This window comes from Amphiplicatus metriothermophilus, from assembly GCF_900199215.1.
Taxonomy (GTDB): domain Bacteria; phylum Pseudomonadota; class Alphaproteobacteria; order Caulobacterales; family Parvularculaceae; genus Amphiplicatus; species Amphiplicatus metriothermophilus.
In genome coordinates, this window is sequence record NZ_FZQA01000001.1 from 535264 (window position 1) to 549911 (window position 14648).

The 14648-nt window shown below is 69.2% G+C and carries 19 protein-coding genes; 10 read left to right on the plus strand and 9 right to left on the minus strand.

Features of this window, described 5'->3' with window-relative positions; all coding sequences use genetic code 11:
* A complete protein-coding gene (locus CHB64_RS02630; RefSeq protein WP_143265922.1) occupies nucleotides 1-414 on the minus strand; it encodes a hypothetical protein in 414 nt (137 codons plus the stop codon).
* Between the two features lie 120 nt (nucleotides 415-534).
* On the opposite strand from CHB64_RS02630, the gene CHB64_RS02635 reads away from it, so the two are divergent.
* On the plus strand, nucleotides 535-1539 hold the full coding sequence (locus CHB64_RS02635) for an adenosine kinase (RefSeq protein WP_089411018.1): 1005 nt from the start codon (nucleotides 535-537) through the stop codon (nucleotides 1537-1539).
* 168 nt (nucleotides 1540-1707) lie between these two features.
* Here CHB64_RS02635 and CHB64_RS02640 read toward each other — a convergent pair whose 3' ends face one another.
* The 7 genes from CHB64_RS02640 to CHB64_RS02670 all read right to left on the minus strand — a co-directional run bounded on the left by CHB64_RS02640 (nucleotide 1708) and on the right by CHB64_RS02670 (nucleotide 6781).
* Nucleotides 1708-2049 (minus strand): phosphoribosyl-ATP diphosphatase, encoded by a 342-nt coding sequence (locus CHB64_RS02640; RefSeq protein ID WP_089411019.1) that lies wholly within the window; start codon nucleotides 2047-2049, stop codon nucleotides 1708-1710.
* A 245-nt stretch (nucleotides 2050-2294) separates the two neighbouring features.
* On the minus strand, nucleotides 2295-3050 hold the full coding sequence (gene hisF / locus CHB64_RS02645; RefSeq protein ID WP_089411020.1) for an imidazole glycerol phosphate synthase subunit HisF: 756 nt from the start codon (nucleotides 3048-3050) through the stop codon (nucleotides 2295-2297).
* 5 nt (nucleotides 3051-3055) lie between these two features.
* Complete coding sequence (locus tag CHB64_RS02650; protein WP_143265923.1) at nucleotides 3056-4663, minus strand: CYTH and CHAD domain-containing protein; 1608 nt, start codon at nucleotides 4661-4663, stop codon at nucleotides 3056-3058.
* A 36-nt stretch (nucleotides 4664-4699) separates the two neighbouring features.
* Nucleotides 4700-5455, minus strand: coding sequence for a 1-(5-phosphoribosyl)-5-[(5-phosphoribosylamino)methylideneamino]imidazole-4-carboxamide isomerase (gene hisA / locus CHB64_RS02655; RefSeq protein WP_089411445.1), 756 nt, complete (start codon nucleotides 5453-5455; stop codon nucleotides 4700-4702).
* Nucleotides 5452-6102, minus strand: a complete 651-nt coding sequence (gene hisH, locus CHB64_RS02660) for an imidazole glycerol phosphate synthase subunit HisH (RefSeq protein ID WP_089411022.1) — start codon at nucleotides 6100-6102, stop codon at nucleotides 5452-5454. Before hisH ends, hisA begins: the two co-directional genes overlap by 4 nt.
* Before the next feature lie 82 nt (nucleotides 6103-6184).
* The gene (locus CHB64_RS02665; protein ID WP_089411023.1) at nucleotides 6185-6457 is read right to left on the minus strand and encodes a hypothetical protein; all 273 of its coding nucleotides are present in this window, start codon (nucleotides 6455-6457) and stop codon (nucleotides 6185-6187) included.
* A 42-nt stretch (nucleotides 6458-6499) separates the two neighbouring features.
* Nucleotides 6500-6781, minus strand: a complete 282-nt coding sequence (locus CHB64_RS02670) for a hypothetical protein (protein WP_089411024.1) — start codon at nucleotides 6779-6781, stop codon at nucleotides 6500-6502.
* 268 nt (nucleotides 6782-7049) lie between these two features.
* Here CHB64_RS02670 and CHB64_RS02675 point away from each other — a divergent pair, with 268 nt between their 5' ends.
* Nucleotides 7050-7271 carry a hypothetical protein gene (locus CHB64_RS02675; RefSeq protein ID WP_089411025.1) on the plus strand — a complete coding sequence of 74 codons (222 nt, stop codon included), beginning with the start codon at nucleotides 7050-7052 and terminating at the stop codon, nucleotides 7269-7271.
* A gap of 5 nt (nucleotides 7272-7276) precedes the next feature.
* Here the strand turns inward: CHB64_RS02675 and hisB are convergent, their stop codons facing one another.
* On the minus strand, nucleotides 7277-7870 hold the full coding sequence (gene hisB, locus CHB64_RS02680) for an imidazoleglycerol-phosphate dehydratase HisB (RefSeq protein WP_089411026.1): 594 nt from the start codon (nucleotides 7868-7870) through the stop codon (nucleotides 7277-7279).
* Nucleotides 7871-8018: 148 nt separating this feature from the next.
* Here hisB and CHB64_RS02685 point away from each other — a divergent pair, with 148 nt between their 5' ends.
* The 8 genes from CHB64_RS02685 to CHB64_RS02720 all read left to right on the plus strand — a co-directional run bounded on the left by CHB64_RS02685 (nucleotide 8019) and on the right by CHB64_RS02720 (nucleotide 14554).
* Entirely contained in the window at nucleotides 8019-8693 is a 675-nt protein-coding gene (locus tag CHB64_RS02685) for a carbonic anhydrase (protein ID WP_089411027.1), read from the plus strand.
* 53 nt (nucleotides 8694-8746) lie between these two features.
* Nucleotides 8747-9313, plus strand: a complete 567-nt coding sequence (gene hslV, locus CHB64_RS02690) for an ATP-dependent protease subunit HslV (RefSeq protein WP_089411028.1) — start codon at nucleotides 8747-8749, stop codon at nucleotides 9311-9313.
* Between the two features lie 254 nt (nucleotides 9314-9567).
* Complete coding sequence (locus CHB64_RS02695) at nucleotides 9568-10902, plus strand: TadE/TadG family type IV pilus assembly protein (RefSeq protein ID WP_159462387.1); 1335 nt, start codon at nucleotides 9568-9570, stop codon at nucleotides 10900-10902.
* Nucleotides 10903-10906: 4 nt separating this feature from the next.
* Nucleotides 10907-11380: a TadE/TadG family type IV pilus assembly protein gene (locus CHB64_RS02700; RefSeq protein WP_089411030.1), complete on the plus strand. Its 474-nt coding sequence runs from the start codon at nucleotides 10907-10909 to the stop codon at nucleotides 11378-11380.
* Between the two features lie 16 nt (nucleotides 11381-11396).
* Nucleotides 11397-11801, plus strand: coding sequence for a TadE/TadG family type IV pilus assembly protein (locus CHB64_RS02705; protein WP_089411031.1), 405 nt, complete (start codon nucleotides 11397-11399; stop codon nucleotides 11799-11801).
* A 107-nt stretch (nucleotides 11802-11908) separates the two neighbouring features.
* The gene (locus CHB64_RS02710) at nucleotides 11909-13249 is read left to right on the plus strand and encodes a TadE/TadG family type IV pilus assembly protein (protein ID WP_089411032.1); all 1341 of its coding nucleotides are present in this window, start codon (nucleotides 11909-11911) and stop codon (nucleotides 13247-13249) included.
* Nucleotides 13250-13253: 4 nt separating this feature from the next.
* Nucleotides 13254-13727, plus strand: a complete 474-nt coding sequence (locus CHB64_RS02715) for a TadE/TadG family type IV pilus assembly protein (protein WP_089411033.1) — start codon at nucleotides 13254-13256, stop codon at nucleotides 13725-13727.
* Between the two features lie 170 nt (nucleotides 13728-13897).
* Nucleotides 13898-14554 carry a VPLPA-CTERM sorting domain-containing protein gene (locus CHB64_RS02720; RefSeq protein ID WP_089411034.1) on the plus strand — a complete coding sequence of 219 codons (657 nt, stop codon included), beginning with the start codon at nucleotides 13898-13900 and terminating at the stop codon, nucleotides 14552-14554.
* The last annotated feature ends 94 nt before the right edge of the window (nucleotides 14555-14648 follow it).

The window sequence follows — 14648 nt, forward strand, 5'->3', positions numbered from 1 at the left end:
TCACCTCCCGCCGGGAAGGCCCCGCGCCAGACAATCGTCGAGGTCGGGCCTCGCCGCGCCGGCGCGCACGGCGGCCGCTTCGAGATGGCGCGCGGCGGGCGCGCCGGACTCATCCGGATACAGAATGACGATGAGCGCGCAATCGGCGAGCGCGTAGCGGCGGAACTCGCCGGCGCCTTCCCGGCGCACGAGCGCCGGCGCGCCGAGCAGCGCGTCGAGCGCGGCCGCGTCGCGTCCCAGAACGTCTCCGCGCAGAAAGACCGGCGCGGCCGGACCGGGCTTCGGCCTCGCCGCCGCGCTTTCGCTCCCGCGCGGCGCGTCGGCGACGCTCGCGCAGCCGGCGAGCGCAAGAAAGAGCGCGCAGGCGCCCGCGCGCCGCGCCGTCATCCGCTCATGCCGCGCCGATGCGTTCATGCCGTTCATCCTTCTCTCGCGTCCTGCCGGGCGGGCTCGGTTGCGCCCTACCGCGCGCATCCTTATAAGCGCGCGGTCAACGCGGCGTAAATCGCGCCGGCTGCAAGAGCAGGGGACCTCATGGCCGAACCCAGCCTCGACGTCATCGGCGTCGGCAATGCGATCGTCGACGTCCTGGCGAAGGCCGACGACGCCTTTCTCGCCGCCCATTCGATCCCCAAGGGCGGGATGATCCTGATCGACGAGGCGCGCGCGAAGGAGATTTACGACGCGATGGCCCCGGGGGTGGAGATCTCCGGCGGCTCGGCGGCGAATTCGATCGCGTGCCTCGCTTCGCTGGGCGGGCGCGGCGGCTTCATCGGCAAGGTGGCGGACGACGCGCTGGGCGAGATTTTCCGGCACGATTTGCATGCGCTGGGCGTCGCCTTCGAGACCGCGCCGTTGACGGAAGGGCCCGCCACCGGCCGCTGCCTCATCAATGTCACGCCGGACGCGCAGCGCTCCATGACGACCTTTCTCGGCGCGGCCGGCCATGTGTCGCCCGACGACGTCGATCCTGCTTTCGTCGAGAGCGCGGCGATCACCTTTTTCGAGGGCTATCTGTTCGAACAGCCGATCGCGCGGCGGGCCTTCGTGAAAGCCTGCGAGACGGCCAAGGCCGCCGGCCGGCGCGCGGCGCTCACGCTTTCCGATTCGAGCTGCGTCGACCGTCAGCATACGGCTTTCATCGACTTCATCGGCGCTCATGTCGATATTCTGCTCGCCAACGAACGCGAGGCGGAAACGCTGTTTGAAACGGACGATCTCGAACGCATCGCCGAACGGGCCCGCGCGCTCTGCCGGCTGACGGCCGTGACGCGGTCGGAGAAAGGCTCGCTCCTCATTCCGCGCGAGGGCGAGCCCGTGGCGATCGAGGCGATCAGCCCGGCGCGGCTTGTCGACACGACGGGCGCCGGCGACGCCTACGCCGCGGGGCTGCTCTACGGCCTTGCGCGCGATTTCGATCTCGCGCGCGCCGGCCGACTTGGGGCGCTGGCGGCCGCGGAGATCATCAGTCATTTCGGCGCCAGGCCGGAGAAGAGCCTGCGCGCCCTCGCCGTCGAGGCTGGGCTGATAAGGGATTAGGGATTAGGAAGAGGGCCTGTCGTCCCGGGCGCATTGCAGCATCTTCATGATGCAATGCAGACCCGGGATCGCGCGCGACAGGCGCGGAGCCCCGCCGAACCCGGTCCCGGATCAGCGGCGCGGCATTTCATGCCGCGCAGCATCCGGGACGACGCATGTACTCAATCCCTAATCACTCTTCCGCGCGGCTTTCTCCGCATGGCCGGAGACGCCTTCGCGGCGGGCGAGCGCGGCCGCGACCGCTTCGGGCGGAACGCCCGCCGCGGCGAGCAGCGCGAGCAGATGATAGAGCGCGTCGGCGGCCTCGCCGGCGAGCGCGTCCGCGTCGCCCGAAACGGCGGCGATGACGGTCTCCGTCGCCTCCTCGCCGAATTTCTTCGCGCACCGCTCCGCGCCGCCGGCGAGCAGGGACGCCGTGTACGACGTTTCCGGATCGGCGCCGCGGCGCGCTTCAATGGTCGCGGCGAGGCGGTCGAGGGCGGATCCCAGCGTGTCGCGTTCATTCGTCATGGGCGGCAGTAAGCGTCAAAAGACAGGCGGCAGCAATGGGGAATGGCGATGAGGGATTGGGGATTAGGAAGAGGGCCTGTCGTCCCGGGCGCATTGCAGCATCTTCATGATGCAATGCAGACCCGGGATCGCGCGCGGCAGGCGCCGGGCCCCGCCGAACCCGGTCCCGGACCGGCTGCGCGGCATTTCATGCCGCGCAGCATCCGGGACGACGCATGCGCTTCTAGTCCCTAACCTCCAATCGCTCACAGCCGCGCCGGCAGGCCCGCGGCGGCGAGCGCGGCCTTGGCCTCGGCGATGGTGTGATCGCCGAAATGGAAGATCGACGCGGCGAGCACCGCCGAGGCGCCGGCGCGCGCCGCCGCGACGAGATGGTCGAGCGTTCCGGCCCCGCCGGAGGCGATGACGGGGATCGAAACCGCGCCGGCGACCGCGCGCAGAAGACCGAGGTCATAGCCGGCGCGCGCCCCGTCCGCGTCCATCGAGGTGAGCAGGATTTCGCCCGCGCCGCGCCGGGCGGCCTCCTGGGCGAACGCCACGGCGTCGATTCCCGTCGGCTTTCGTCCGCCATGGGTGAAAGCCTCCCACTTTCCAGGCCCGGTCCGGCGCGCGTCGATGGCGACGACCACGCATTGCGACCCGAACCGTTCGGCGGCCTCGGCGATGAAGGCGGGCTCGGCCAAGGCGGCGGAATTGACCGCGACCTTGTCGGCGCCGGCGAGCAGGAGATTACGGAAATCCTCGCTCGCGCGCACCCCGCCGCCGACGGTGAGCGGCATGAAGCAGCGCTCGGCGGTTTCGGCGACCTTGTCGAGCAGAATCCCCCTGCCCTCATGGGTGGCGGAGATGTCGAGAAAGCACAGCTCGTCCGCGCCGGCCGCGTCATAAGCCACGGCCGCCGCCGCGGGGTCGCCCGCGTCGCGCAGATTGACGAAGTTGACGCCCTTGACGACGCGCCCGTCCTTTACGTCGAGACAGGGAATGACGCGGATTTTCAGCATACGGCCTATTTTCCGTCGCGCCAGAAGGGATCGAGATCGAGGAACGCGCGCCAGCGCGCGCCGGCCTCGCCTGCTTTGACTTCGGCCTCGCGCGCCCGATAGCCGGTCACGAAGCCGGCCGCGCGCGCGGCGTCCTTCCCCTGCCCCATCGCAGCCTCGCCGGCAAGCCGCTGGGCGACCGCCGCGTCGTTGAGGGCGCCGAAAGCGTCCTGCAGTTTCGACAGCGCGGCGAGATAGGCCTTGCGCGCCTTGCGCGGATAAAGCGAGCGGAAGGTCTGCGCGGCGTAGCGCAGCTTCTTGAGCTCGATACGCAGGCGGTGGCGGTCTTCCGGGCTCGCCTTTTCGATATCGGGGGCGAAGACGCGCGCCGCTTCGAGGCGCGCATCGAGGGCGGCCGCGGCGAAGGCGGCGACCGGCGCGTCGAGCGCGCCGTTCTTCGCTCCATTCTTCCCGTCCCGGGCCCAGGGCCGGGCCCAGCCCGCCTCCATCAGATCGAGCGCGAACAGGCTGAAATCGCGCGCGGCCACGGCCTCGACGGCCTCGGCCCAGGCCTGCGCGCGCAGAGCTTCGGCGCGGGCTTTCAAGGCGACGAAGCCGGGATCGTCCGCCTTCTCGGCGAAGAGCGGCGCGAGGGTTTCTTCCAGAAAAACGTCCCAGTCGCGCGCGGGCGCGAGCGCCTTCGCCAGATCGCGCGCCCGCCGGGCGAGGTCGCGGGTCTCGTTGCCGGCCGTCGCCTTGCGGAAGAGCCGCTCGACCGCGCGCAGCCGGCGCAAGGCGACGCGCATCTGATGGACTCCCTCCGGCGCGCGATGGTCGAGCACCGCCGGCACGCAGTCGACGATCCGCCGCGCCGCATGGACGAGCGCGGCGGCGAAGGCGTCTGCGGCGGTTCCTTCCGCATCCAGAACGAGCGCCGGGTCGGGCGCGATCGGCGTGAAAGGCCGGGCGAGCCGGCGCGCCCGGGCGGCTTTCGATTCGATCGACAGGCGCCAGGGCCCGGCGCCGTCCTTCGCCGCATCCTTGAGAAAACGCCGGGCGAAGGCGAACAGCGCGTCGCCCTCACCGGCCGCAAGCTCGAACTCGGCCTCGGCGATGGGCGCGGCGCCGACCGGCGCGCCGTCCCGCCAGCCCTCGGCGCGGCCGAGATCGATCGCGACCTCGATGCGCGCCCCGCCCTGCTCGATCGTGCAGGTCCAGCGGTCCGTAACCGTTCTGGCGACGGGAATGAGCGCGCCGCGCACGGGCTCGATCAGCGCAGCGAAATCAGGGTCGCGCACGGGAGCGGGAAAGACGGCGCCGGGCGCGAGGGCCGTCTCTTCCTCCGCGCGCTCGATCCGGCCGGCCTCGTCGCGCTTGACGGTCTGCACGCGCGCGCCGGTCTTTTCGCGAAGCCGCAGCGCCACGCCGGCCTTCTCAAGCGCGCCGTCCGGCGCGTCGTAATAGGTGGAGACGAGCCGCGCCCAGCCCTCCGCGCCACTCACGCTTGCGCCGTTCGCAGCCTTTTTGAGCGCGCGCCCGCCGACAAGCGCGGCGACGGTCTCGGGCGCGCCCGTCAGTTTTATCTCAAGCTCGACCCCAGCGCGCGCCATGGCGGCGGCGACCCCGTTACTCAACTGCGCCTTGAAGCATAGCCGGCGCGGCCCCGCCCGTCATGGGCGCATCGGGTGCGCCGCCTCGCCCGCCGCCGCCAGCGCTTCGGCGGGGTCGAGGCGACCGTCATAAAGGGCCCGGCCGATGACGACCCCTTCAATATTGGGATGGGCGCCGGCGAGGCGGCGGATGTCCTCGGGTCCGGCGACTCCGCCCGATGCGATGACAGGGATCGACAGCGCCGCGGCCAGGGCGGCCGTCGCCTCGACATTGACGCCGGCGAGCGCCCCGTCCCGGCCGATGTCAGTGTAGATGATCGCCGCGACGCCGGCGTCCTCGAAGCGCCGGGCGATCTCGATCGCAGTATGGCCGGTATGGCCGGCCCAGCCGTCGGTCTTCACCAGGCCGTCGCAGGCGTCGACGCCCACGGCGATGCGGCCCGGAAAGGCCCGGCATGCGGCCTTGACGAAGGCGGGGTCGCGCACCGCCGCAGTGCCGAGTATGACGCGGTCGAGCCCGCGCGAAAGCCAGTCCTCGACCGCGTCCATGCTCCGCACCCCGCCGCCGAGCTGGGCGCGCGCCGCGGTCGCGGCGAGAATCGCCGCGACCGCGGCGGCGTTCTCGGACCGGCCGGCGAAGGCCCCGTCGAGATCGACGATATGAAGGCGCTCGAACCCCGCTTCGGCGAAGGCGCGCGCCTGGGCCGCGGGGTCGTCGTTATAGACGGTCGCCTTGTCCATCTCGCCGCGCAGCAGGCGCACGCAGCGCCCGCCCTTGAGGTCGATGGCCGGATAGAGGGCGAGGGGTCGGGTCATGGCCGCCATGCGAGAAAATCGGCGAGCAGGGCGAGGCCCGCCGCCTGGCTCTTTTCCGGGTGGAACTGCACGCCGAGCAGGTTGTCGCGCCCGACGATCGCCGCGATGCGCCCGCCATACTCCGTAACGCCAAGCATATGGGCGTCATTTTCGCAGGCGAAATGATAGGAATGGACGAAGTAGAAGTCCTGCGGGCGGTGGTCGAGGCTCTTCAGAGCCGGATGGGGCGCGCGGGCGCGCACCGTGTTCCAGCCCATATGGGGCACCCGGCAGGCGGGATCGTCAGGCTCCAGGCGGCGCACGACGCCCGGGATCCAGCCGAGCCCCCCGCGCGCGCCGAACTCGAGGCCCTTCTCAGCCAGAAGCTGCATCCCGACGCACACGCCCAGAAAGGGTCGTTTCTCGGCCAAAACGGCGTGTTCGAGGGCGGGAATCATGCCGTCGATGGCGCAAAGCCCGTCCATGCAGGCCGCGAAGGCCCCGACCCCGGGCAACACGACGCGGCCCGCCTCGGCGACGGCCTCGGGGTCAGCCGTGACGAGAATGCGCGCGGCGCGTCCGCTTTCGCGCGCCGCGCGCTGAAGCGATTTCTCGACCGAGCGCAGATTGCCCGAGCCGTAATCGACGACGGCGACGGTTTCAGTCATGGCTCGCGCTTTTAAGGCCGGGCGGCGCAAAAAGAAACGGCGCCCGCAGGCGCCGCTTCAACTGCATCTCGGCGGCGGACCTTCAGACGTCCGCGTCGGGAAAGCAGGCCGCGATAGCTTCCTTGGTCGCGGCGTCGGCGGCGTCGAGATCCTCAGGCGTTTCGATCGCCGAGATCGCCGCGGCGAGCGCCGGATCGTTCGCCGCGGCCTCGCCCAGACACGGGCAGCCGGACGAGTCTCCGCCATGCTCGGCGACATAGGCCTCGCATTGCGCGGCGATTTCATTAGCGAAGGCCGGCGCGACGCCGGCTGCGGCGAAGGCCGTCGCGGCGACGGCGGCGAAAGTTCTCGTCATGTCAGACGCTCCCTCGATGTTTCCGTTTTCTAATCGAAACGATCAGCGCGTGCAGGCGTCCATGACCGTCTTCGCGGCGGCGGAGGCCGCTTCGTAACGCGCGGCCGGATCGTCGATCTCGCCGAGCGCGGTCAGCTCGTCGATCAGCGCCTGATCGCCCTCGACCTTCTCCTCGAGGCATGCGCAGCCCGACGTATCGCGGCCGTCGGCCGCGAGCCGCTCGACGCAGGCGTCGGCGAGCTCGCCCGCCGAGGCGGTTCCGATCAGAAAAACGCCGGCGGCGGCGCCGGCCGCGAGGCGGGCGGCTGATGTCGTCCATTTCATGAGGCAGTCCCCTTTGCTCTGCAGCGATTCACTCAGGGCCCCCGCGCGCGGGCCCGGCACGCAACAGACGCGGCGCTCCCAACCCCCGCGCGCGAGTTGACGCGAGGCCGCGACGCGCGTCAACGGGCGATGACACAAGGGGCGGGCGAGGCGGAACGGCGCGCGGCCGCGCGGCATCACATTCCGCGGCGGCGGGCCGGGAGCGTTTGCTCGCCGCGCCCGGGGGGCGTAACATCCTGCGTCAGAACGCCGCAAGGAGGCGCGTCACATGGCTTCCGTCCTGCACCATCTGATCGAGGACGACGATCCCGACAACCACGCCTGCCTGCATGTCAGCGCGGACGAAACGGCGAACCGCGAGCCGGCCGACCTGACGGCCGAGCAGGTCCGCCAGGGACATACGGGCGATCATCTGCGCTACATTCTCGCGGCCTCGCTCGCCGGCGGCGCGGCGGCGGTTTTCGCCGTATACGGACTGATTGCGGGATAGCGCGGTCAGCCGCCCAGCACGCCTTTGGTCGACGGCGGGGCGTTCTCCGCTCGCGGATCGATCTCCATGGCGTCCCGCAGCGCGCGCGCCGTCGCCTTGAAGCACGACTCGACGATGTGATGAGTGTTCTCTCCGTAGAGGTTCTCCACATGCAGCGTCAGTCCGGCGTTCATGGCGAGGGCGTGGAACCACTCCTTGAACAGCTCGGTGTCCATCTCGCCGATCTTGGGGCGGGAAAGGGCGACCTTCCAGACGAGGTAGGGCCGTTTCGACACGTCCGCGGCCGCGCGCGAGAGCGTTTCGTCCATGGGGATGTAGGCGGCGCCGAAACGGCGGATGCCGACGCAGTCGCCGAGCGCTTTGGCCAGCGCTTGGCCGATCACGATGCCCGTATCCTCGACCGTGTGGTGCATGTCCACATGCAGATCGCCCTCGGCGCGCACCTTGAGATCGAGGCTCGCATGTTTGGCGAAGGCCGCGAGCATGTGATCGAAAAAGCCGATGCCGGTCTCGATGTCGTACTCGCCGGTCCCGTCGATCTCAAGGGCGACGAAGATTTCGGTCTCGCGGGTTTTGCGTTCGATGGTGGCGGCGCGCATCGCTTCGTCTTCCGTTTCGGCCGCGGCCCCGGCGCCGGCCGCGGGGCGAGCCTAGCGCGCTTTTCCGCATCTGCGAACCGCTTTTCGGGAGGCTCTTGACCCGCCGCGACGGCGCGTTACCTCTGCCGTCGCCTGAGAGGAGGCCGCCATGCCCCGTTTCGCCGCCGGCGTCATTCGTTTCCAGAACGAGGTCTATCCGCAGAAGAAAGAGTTGTTCGAACGGCTCAGCAAGGGCCAGTCGCCCGAGGCGCTGTTCATCACCTGCTCGGACGCGCGCGTCGAGACGGCGATGATCACCCAGACCGATCCGGGCGAGCTCTTCATCTGCCGCAACGCCGGCAACATCGTGCCGCCGCATACGAGCCACACCGGCGCGATGACCGCCTCGATCGAGTTCGCCGTCGCCGCGCTCAAAGTGCCGCATGTGGTGATCTGCGGCCATACCGAATGCGGCGCGATGCGCGGGGCGCTCAATCCGCAAGGGCTCGACGCCCTGCCGCATGTGCGCGAATGGCTGCTTTACGCGCGCGCCGCGGTGGAGGTCGTCGACACGCTCGCGCCGGAGGCCGACGAGGACGCGCGCATGCGGATGCTCCTCGAGCAGAACGTGATCTTGCAGCTGCGACACCTCAAGACCCATCCGAGCGTCGCGGCGCGCCTCGCCAAGGGGGACCTCGCGCTGCACGGCTGGGTCTACGACATCAGGACCGGCGCGGTCAGCGCCTATGACGAGGCGCAGGGCCGGTTCGCGCCGGTGGAGCAGCGTTACGCCGAGGCGCTGGAGCAGTTCGCCGGCGCCGGCGGCTGCGCGCACGGGTCCTGAAAGAGGCGAGGGGGGCGCTTGACGGGGCGGTCCGCGCGGCGCATCTGACGGCCATGCGCGATATCGCTCCTGACGAAGGGCCGCGCCTGCGCGCGACCACGATCCTGTCCGTGCGCCGCGACGGCGTCGTCGCCATCGGCGGGGACGGGCAGGTGAGCCTCGGTCAGACCGTGGTCAAGGGCGACGCGCGCAAGGTCCGCCGGCTCGCGGACGGGCGCGTGATCGCCGGCTTCGCGGGCGGCGCGGCCGACGCCTTCACCCTGCTCGAGCGCCTCGAAGGCAAGCTCGAACGCCATCCGGGCCAGCTCATGCGCGCCGCCGTCGAGCTCGCCAGGGATTGGCGTACGGATCGTTATCTGCGCCGGCTCGAAGCCATGCTGATCGTCGCCGACGCCGACACGACGCTGATCCTGTCGGGGGCGGGCGACGTGATCGAGCCCGAGCACGGCGTCGCCGCGGTCGGCTCCGGCGCCGATTTCGCCCGCGCTGCGGCCCGCGCGCTCTATGAAGAGACCGCGCTCTCCGCCGAGGAGATCGTGAGGAAAGCGATGAGAATCGCCGCCGCGATCTGCGTCTACACGAACGATGCGTTAACCCTAGAGACGATCAGGCGGGAATAACTTCGCGTGCGGGCGGAGAGCGACGGCCGGTTTCGCGAAAACCGGCGCGACCGTTAAAGACGCTGCGCCGTCTGGCGGTTCCGTTCCGTTAAGAATTGCAAGCGATTTCTTAAGCCTTCCGCAACAGGGCGCGCGCGATGATGCGCCCTGATGAACAGGCGCGGGGCGCCTCGCATGTCAGGTTTCCGTCGTCGTCCTTGCAGAAGCGTCGAGCCTCGCCGATTGCGGCGACGCGCGGATTTGGGAGTTGGCGTATGCGGATCATGCGCAAGCTGAAAGCGCGGCTGCTCGCTTCCGCCGGCCGGCGCGCGGCTTTTGCGGAAGACCGCCGCGGCGCGGCCGCGGTGGTGATGGCGATTCTGCTGCCGTTTCTTCTCGCCGGGCTCGCCTTCGGCGCCGAGCTCGGCTTCTGGGAGCTTCAGCGGCGCAAGGTTCAAAATGCGGCCGACGCGGCCGCGCACGCCGCCGCCACCCAGCTCCGTCAGGGAATCGACGAGGAGGACGACCTGCGCGCCGCGGCCCTCGCGGTCGCCGAGCTCGGCGGCTACAGGATGGGCGCGGCGGGCATCGCGCTCGAAAACCCGCCGTCTTCCGGCGGCTTCGCCGGCGACAACCAGGCGATCCTGGTGACGCTCGACCATGTGCAGGATCGCTGGTTTTCCGGCGTCTTCTCGAAAGACCCGGTCGTCTTCACCGTGCGTTCGACGGCGCGCGTGGAAAACGGCCGGCCCGCCTGCGTGCTGTCGCTCGCTCCGACCGCGCCCGAAGCGATCGCGGCGAAGGGCTCGACCAGCGTCTCGCTCGGCGGATGCGATCTCGCGGCGAACTCCATCGCGTCGAACGCCGTCGCCCAGCAGGGCTCGGCGACGATCACGGCCGACTGCATCTCGACCGTCGGCGAGACCAGCTTCCAGAATTCGTCCAACGTGACTCTGAACGACTGTCCGGCGCCGATCGAGCATGGCCCGCTCACGCCCGACCCCTATCGCGACGTTCCCGAGCCCTCGACGGCAGCCGTTTGTGCGACAGGCGCGGATAAAAACGCGTTTCTGACCAATCCGCATAAAACGGGGACGCCCCCGCCGACGCTTGACAGCATGACAGGCGCTGTCATCGGCAAAAAGTTCTGCGGCGGCGGAAACATTCAGGGTACGACCGAGCTTTCTTCCGGCATATACGTTCTCTCTGGCGGGAACTGGAAAGTCAATTCAGGCGCCGTTCTTCGCGGCGACGGCGTCACGCTTTTTCTGACGGACGGCGCCGCGCTAGACATAAGCGGCGGCGCGACCATCGACCTTTCGGCGCCGAAGACGGGACCATGGTCCGGTCTTGTCGTCTACTTCGACCGCAACGGCACGCCGGACAGCAAGATCAACGGCGGATCCAACTTCTCCATGGTGGGCGCCGTCTACGGAACGAACACGCATATCGAGTTTTCCGGCAACACCACCGGCAGCGGACCCGGCGAGTGCACCCAGGTCATCGGCTACACCGTGACCTTCATCGGCAATTCCGGGTTCAACACCGACTGCTCAAATTCGGGCACGAAGGAAATCCGCTCCGCTCAGGGCATTCGCATCGTGGAGTAAGGTCATGTTCGCAGCGCTTTTCCGTCCCGTTCGGCGGTTTCTCGCCAGCCGGCGCGCGACCTCGGCGACGGAGTTCGCCTTCACCGCGCCCTTCCTGCTCGGCGGCGTGGTCGTGATGACCGATTTCGGTCTCGCTTTCGGCGAGCAGATGAATCTCGACCAGGCGGTGCGCGCCGGAGCCGAGTTCGTGATGAGCAACGTCACCGACGAGGCGACGATCGAGGAGTTCGTGACGGCCGCGGCGACGGGCTATTCGAGCGACGCCCCCGAAAACGTCGACAACACGCAGCGCCCGGAGGTCGACGTCATCAAGACCTGCGAATGTCCTGATGCGACGGGCGTTCCCTGCGACCAGATCTGCATGGTGAATCTGCGCCCGCCTTCGACCTTCTACGACATCACCGCGACGAAGACCTACCACGCCATGTTCATCCCGGAATTCACCCTGACCGCGCAGATCCGGGTGCAGGCGCGCTGACAGAGGAGGCGGATCGATGAGGCGCTTGCGCGCGCGCAGGTTCGCGAAGTCGAAAAAAGGCGCGACGGCGGTCGAGTTCGCGCTCGTCTCGCCGCTGATTTTCGCCGCCGTTCTCGGCACGTTCGAGGTCGGCCGCGCGCTTTATGAGCGCAACCGGGTGAGCGCGGCTTGCGCGGCCGGCGCGCGCGCGGTCACCATCAACGGCGCCGCGGCCGAAAGCGCCATCGAGGCGGCGGTGCGCGCGAAATATCACGATGCGGAGCAGGAAGACGTTGCGATCGATCTCACGGACGAGACGATCTCCGGCGCCGCCTTCAAGCGGATCGAGGTGCGTTACGAGCACGATCTGCTCATCAAGTTCGGCAAGGGCGTGAGCGGCTTCACCTTCACGGCGGTCCGCTACGCGCCGGCCACGAGCTGACTAAAATTTACGACGAATTTTCATCAAGTTTCTAAACGGTTCCGCAACGCCGACCCGGCGATGATCCCGATCCTGCGACGGCGGCTTGGAACAGGCGGGCGTTGGCCATGATCAGGGGGCGGCATAGAGGGAAGGGCGCCGGCGGCGCGCGCGCGGCGGGCTCCGCTGCGACGGCGCGTCCCGCAGATGCGATTCTCGGCCCGGTCCGCGCCTTTCTCGCCGACCGGCGCGGAGGAGCGGCGATCGTCATGGTTCTGACGTTGCCGGTGCTGTTCGCGGGCCTCGCCTTCGGGGCGGAGTTCAGCCACTGGCAGGCGATGAGCCGGCGCGTGCAGAACGCCGCCGACATGGCCGCCCATTCGGCGGTGATGCAGATGCGGGCCGGCGTCGCGGACGAAGAGGAAATCCGGCGCGTCGCCCATGCGGTTGCGCGCGCCAGCGGGTTTCAGGGCGACGAGACGGCGCTCGCCCTCGCCATTCCCCCCGCCGCAGGCCCTTACGCCGGCGCGGCGATGACAGTCGAGGCGCGGCTCGTCCAGACTACGCCGCGCCGGTTCAGCGGGTTCTTCTTCAAGGAGCCCATGAAGATCGAGGCGCGCGCCACCGCGAGCCTCGTCGGCGGCCGGCCCGCCTGCGTGCTCGCGCTTCATCCGACAGCGGACGGCGCGGTGGCGCTCGGCGGTGCGGCGGACGTGACGCTTTCCGCCTGCGACGTGGCGGCCAATTCGCGTTCGCCCGACTCTGTTCAGGTCACGGGCGCAGGGGCTCGGCTGAAGGCGGCCTGCGTGACGACCGCGGGAGGCGTCGACGACCATCACGGCGCCATTCTCTATACGGATTGCGCCGCGCCGCTGGAAAACGGTCCTTATACGGCCGACCCGTACGAAGACCTGCCGGCGCCGGCGACAGGCGCCTGCGCGCCCTTTTCGAGCTTTCTCGCCGGCGGCAAGACCGCCGCCCCCGCGCCGGGCTGCTATCAGGTTCCCGCGGGCGTAAGCGTGGTGAACAAGGACGTTTCGCTGTCGGCGGGCGTTTACGTGTTCGACGGGCCTGGGAAGATCCGCTTCAACGGCAAGGCGGCTATGACGGGCGAGGGCGTCATGCTGCACTTCGCGGGCGGCGCGTCGGTCGAGGTGAGCGGCGATTACGCGCTCGACATCGCGGCGCCGGAGAGCGGAGCCTATGCGGGGGTGGCGATCTTCGCCGCGCGCGACAGCGCAGGAACGCTTGCGCTGACCGGCGATTCGGGCGTCGCCGTCGCCGGCGCGATCTACGCGCCCGCCGCCGACGTCGGCTATACCGGCTCGGCCGCGCACGGGCCGGGCGAGTGCGTGCGGATCGTCGCCTCGACCGTGACGTTCTGGGGCGCGGCGTCGATCGACGGCGACTGCGACGCGCCGGGCTTGCGCCCGATCATGACCGCCCAGATAGTCCGCGTGGTGGGGTGAGTCGATGAGGCGCACACGGATATTCAGCAGGGCAAAGGCTTTCGGCGGCGATCGTCGCGGGGGCGCCGCGCTCGAATTCGCGCTCGTCGCGCCGTCGCTGGCCTTCGCGCTCGCGGTGACGGTCGATCTCGGCCTCGCCTATAACGAGCAGATGACGCTCGACCATGCGGTGCGCGCGGGCGCGGAGTTCGCCGCGACCGGCGTCGCGGACAAGGATACGCTCGAGAAGCTCGTAATCGCCGCCGCGATCGGCCATGTCGGCGAGGCGCCTTACGAGGTGCGCAAGGCCGCGCCCGCCGTCGAGGTGATCGAGGTCTGCCGCTGCCCGGGTCAGGAGACCGAGGTCGCCTGCACGACGACCTGCCCTGGCCTGACGCGCCCGTCGCTCTTTTATACCCTCGAGGCGCGCAAGACCTATGACGCGCTGTTCTTCGCCGATCGCGAGCTTGGCGCGGCGATTCAGGTCCAGGTCCGCTGACGGCGCCTGCCGGCGGCGGCGGCGCAGGGCGCTTGCACAACGTAAAGGAGAATTTTTACGTAAAATATCAATAAAAGTTCATTTTAACCATAACAAAGGATTGACCGAAGTCATGATTTTCGAATTAATGCCGGCCGGCAGGTCACATACGTTTTGGGGGAATTCGCGTCATGCGTAACGCCGTATTTCGCGCCGCCGCCGCGGCCGCTTTCGCCTTTTCGCTCGGGGCTGCGGCCGAGGCCGCGACCTTCAACATCGGCTCGACGTCCGGCGCGACCAGCGTGCCCGGCGGCTACCAGTTCTCCGTCGACGGCGTCACGCTGACCGTCACGGCGGGAATTTTCGACTCGTCCGGCGTCGTCACGCCCGGCGGCAACGGCGCGCGTCCGGTGATTTATGATTGCTGCGGCATGGGCGTGTCGCATGACACGGACGGTCAGCACACGGTCGACGGCTCGGGCCTCATGGAAGTGGTCATCTTCGCCTTCGACAAGCCGGTGACCGTTGATTGGGTGAAATTCGGCTATTTCGGCAGCGACGACGATTTTGAATTTTTCGCCGACAGCGACAATGACGGCGCGCTCGATTGGCTGTTCTCCGACATCGACATTCCCTGGGACGGCTGGTTCGCGCTGTCGTCGATCTGGTCGACGGCCGGAACGATCTTCGGTATCGGCGCGGACCATTACAGCGACACGTTCAAGCTGAAGAAGCTCATCGTCACCGAAGCGCCGGAGATTCCGCTGCCGGCCGCCGCGCCGCTGTTTCTGGCCGGCCTCGCCGGGCTCGGCCTGGCGCGCCGGCGCAGGGCGCGCGCCGCGGCTTGAGGCGAAAGCCTTTCGCCCCCGTATAGTACGGAAAGCGGGCGGCCCGGGGCCGCCCGTTTTCGCCTGCGCCTTTTCCCGGCCGCGCTGATCGCCT

Excerpts from the sequence above, each read along its gene's own strand:
- CHB64_RS02630 (WP_143265922.1), bottom strand. The coding sequence starts at position 414 with ATGAACGCATCGGCGCGGCATGAGCGGATGACGGCGCGGCGCGCGGGC.
- CHB64_RS02635 (WP_089411018.1), top strand. The coding sequence starts at position 535 with ATGGCCGAACCCAGCCTCGACGTCATCGGCGTCGGCAATGCGATCGTC.
- CHB64_RS02640 (WP_089411019.1), bottom strand. The coding sequence starts at position 2,049 with ATGACGAATGAACGCGACACGCTGGGATCCGCCCTCGACCGCCTCGCC.
- hisF (WP_089411020.1), bottom strand. The coding sequence starts at position 3,050 with ATGCTGAAAATCCGCGTCATTCCCTGTCTCGACGTAAAGGACGGGCGC.
- hisA (WP_089411445.1), bottom strand. The coding sequence starts at position 5,455 with ATGACCCGACCCCTCGCCCTCTATCCGGCCATCGACCTCAAGGGCGGG.
- hisH (WP_089411022.1), bottom strand. The coding sequence starts at position 6,102 with ATGACTGAAACCGTCGCCGTCGTCGATTACGGCTCGGGCAATCTGCGC.
- CHB64_RS02665 (WP_089411023.1), bottom strand. The coding sequence starts at position 6,457 with ATGACGAGAACTTTCGCCGCCGTCGCCGCGACGGCCTTCGCCGCAGCC.
- CHB64_RS02670 (WP_089411024.1), bottom strand. The coding sequence starts at position 6,781 with ATGAAATGGACGACATCAGCCGCCCGCCTCGCGGCCGGCGCCGCCGCC.
- CHB64_RS02675 (WP_089411025.1), top strand. The coding sequence starts at position 7,050 with ATGGCTTCCGTCCTGCACCATCTGATCGAGGACGACGATCCCGACAAC.
- hisB (WP_089411026.1), bottom strand. The coding sequence starts at position 7,870 with ATGCGCGCCGCCACCATCGAACGCAAAACCCGCGAGACCGAAATCTTC.
- CHB64_RS02685 (WP_089411027.1), top strand. The coding sequence starts at position 8,019 with ATGCCCCGTTTCGCCGCCGGCGTCATTCGTTTCCAGAACGAGGTCTAT.
- hslV (WP_089411028.1), top strand. The coding sequence starts at position 8,747 with ATGCGCGATATCGCTCCTGACGAAGGGCCGCGCCTGCGCGCGACCACG.
- CHB64_RS02695 (WP_159462387.1), top strand. The coding sequence starts at position 9,568 with ATGCGGATCATGCGCAAGCTGAAAGCGCGGCTGCTCGCTTCCGCCGGC.
- CHB64_RS02700 (WP_089411030.1), top strand. The coding sequence starts at position 10,907 with ATGTTCGCAGCGCTTTTCCGTCCCGTTCGGCGGTTTCTCGCCAGCCGG.
- CHB64_RS02705 (WP_089411031.1), top strand. The coding sequence starts at position 11,397 with ATGAGGCGCTTGCGCGCGCGCAGGTTCGCGAAGTCGAAAAAAGGCGCG.
- CHB64_RS02710 (WP_089411032.1), top strand. The coding sequence starts at position 11,909 with ATGATCAGGGGGCGGCATAGAGGGAAGGGCGCCGGCGGCGCGCGCGCG.
- CHB64_RS02715 (WP_089411033.1), top strand. The coding sequence starts at position 13,254 with ATGAGGCGCACACGGATATTCAGCAGGGCAAAGGCTTTCGGCGGCGAT.
- CHB64_RS02720 (WP_089411034.1), top strand. The coding sequence starts at position 13,898 with ATGCGTAACGCCGTATTTCGCGCCGCCGCCGCGGCCGCTTTCGCCTTT.